Below are 2,217 nucleotides of genomic sequence, written 5' to 3' on the forward strand. Positions count from 1 at the left end.
AGACGAGTCAACATGCCATCACCTGCGAAGAGTTCGTATGGAATCACATGGTTAACACCAGCTGTGAATGGACCGTCACCCTTGGCTTGTTCTAGGTAGGCTGCTGGAACATCGATACTGTCTTTGATGTTGTTTTTAACTGCAGATTTGACATCGCTTCTTGTTACAAGACCGTTCAAGGTAATATTGACTTTACGTTCCTTGACAACCTTATTCAAATTTGGTTTATCACCGGCTGCTTCATAGACAGTCAGGGTAGCTTCATAGGTATTTGTACCATTAGTACGAAGTGTATCTAATAAATCCTGATCTTGCTTACCTGTAGTGTTACCATTCAAAGATACTTGATAGTAATACTTGCCATCAGGTAAATTTTTCACTGGTGGAATTTTTTCATTTTTATCCTTACCATTATCTGACCATGGAGCCTTGTCAGATGCTTTGAGCAAGAGACGAGTCAACATACCATCGCCTGCGAAAAGTTCATATTTAAGCGGTTTGTTTACACCAGCCAAGAAAGGACCGGAAGCTTTGGCTTGTTCTAGATAGCCCGCTGGGACATCGATACTGTCTTTAACATCCTCATCGACAGCTTTTTTAATATCTTCTGGACTTGCTTGTTTCCCATCCACATCAGCTGTATCTACAGCTTCTTTTAAGACATCTGCTAGCTCTGAATTTTCTTGAGCTTCTTCACCTTTTTCAAAAAGTGTATCCAGACGAGAAGGGCTTGTCTCCTCGCTCACTTCAGTTACTTCTGTAGGTGTAGAAAGTGAGTTCGTATTTCCAGCAACGACCTCAGGTTTCGCTTGAGCAAGAACAGTATCTCCCTGAGTTTCTGCTAAGTCACCCTCTTTCGTTCCCGATGTCTCTTCAGGTACAACTTGAGCAGGGGTCGGATTGACCCCATCGGCACGTACAGAACTTGGCTGACCAACTAGGACAAAGAAGCCACTAGCCACAACAACTGAGGCAACACCGACACTGAGACGGCGAATAGACCAACGAGTATATCTTTGATTTGGATTGAATTTCATAGGGTTCTCCTTAGAGTTTTTCTTTATTTGATGACTCTAGTATAATATCCTAAAATTAAAAAGGACTAAGAAAAAGTTAAAATTTTTCTTAAATCCCTCTTATAAAATACTTATATCAATTAAATCCATAAACAGATTTGGTGATTTGATAGACGACATTGGACAGTTTGCGAGCTGGCAAGACTGAATGTTTGGTCAAACGGCTAAGCATGGTCTTACGGATAGCCTGAAAAACCTCTGGATTTTCCTGCTGAATATAGGTCCACAGCTCCCGTTTTTTTGCCAAATGCTCTGCTGTACCTGCTCGATTGAGCAGGGCACTGGAAATCACCGTCGTAATCTCGATATGATTCAGCAGATATTCTCGCATTTTGGGGTGGCTCACTTGGGATAAATCAAGCTGGTCTACCAAGAGTCGATTGACTTTAAGTTGCTGGTCAATGCGCTTAATCATCACTTGCTCATTGACAGACTGGTCCTCACGCCCAATCAAATAACGATAGAAATCGACAGGCAGATAGTACATGGTCTTGACCTGCTGAAGAGGGGTAAAGACAAAGAGATTATCGACATAAAAAGTATGCTCAGGCAGTTGGAACTGGCTAGCACGCAACAAATCTGTCCGATAAATCAGCGAGTGCATCATGATATACTGGCCTTTGGAGAAATTTCCGACCTGGTCCCAGCCAAAAATCTGCCGAACAGGCAAGACTGACTCGTAGCTCATACTCTTCTTACGAGACTGACCTTCCTTTTCGTAAACAAAATTAGTCACAAAGGCGTCAACCTCTTGACCCTTACTCTCAAGTTCCTGCAAGGTTTCAAGAGTTTTCAAGTAGGCACGAGGATCCACCCAGTCATCACTGTCAACTACTTTAAAATAGCGCCCAGAAGCCTCTACCAAGCCACGATTGACCGCACCGCCATGGCCCTTATTTTCCTGATAAATGGCTCTAACGATGTTAGGATACTTGTCGGCTAAACGCTCAGCGATTTCCTGAGTCTGGTCCTGAGACCCATCATTGATAATCAAAATCTCAACTTGCTCACCACCAATCACTAGCGACTCCACACAGTAATGAAGATAGGCTGCAGCATTATAGCTAGGAATGGCGATAGACAATAACTTCATAATCTACTCCTTTAGGGGACTGATTTTTCTTACTCAATGAAAATCAAA

General features: G+C 42.6%; 2 protein-coding genes. Both read right to left on the reverse strand.

Going from position 1 to position 2,217, the window contains the following annotated elements:
* Nucleotides 1-1,037: PavB family fibronectin-binding SSURE repeat adhesin (locus tag HT703_RS11220; protein WP_172930099.1), on the reverse strand; the 1,037-nt coding region annotated here is incomplete at its 3' end.
* 115 nt (nucleotides 1,038-1,152) lie between these two features.
* Complete coding sequence (locus tag HT703_RS11225) at nucleotides 1,153-2,169, reverse strand: glycosyltransferase family 2 protein (RefSeq protein ID WP_000771879.1); 1,017 nt, start codon at nucleotides 2,167-2,169, stop codon at nucleotides 1,153-1,155.
* Nucleotides 2,170-2,217 lie beyond the last annotated feature (48 nt).

This window comes from Streptococcus sp. 3874 (assembly GCF_013276425.1).
In the GTDB taxonomy this organism is placed as follows: domain Bacteria; phylum Bacillota; class Bacilli; order Lactobacillales; family Streptococcaceae; genus Streptococcus; species Streptococcus pseudopneumoniae.

What these genes read in the sequence shown, in the direction of transcription:
- HT703_RS11225 (WP_000771879.1), bottom strand. Translation starts at nt 2,169, where the DNA reads ATGAAGTTATTGTCTATCGCCATTCCTAGCTATAATGCTGCAGCCTAT.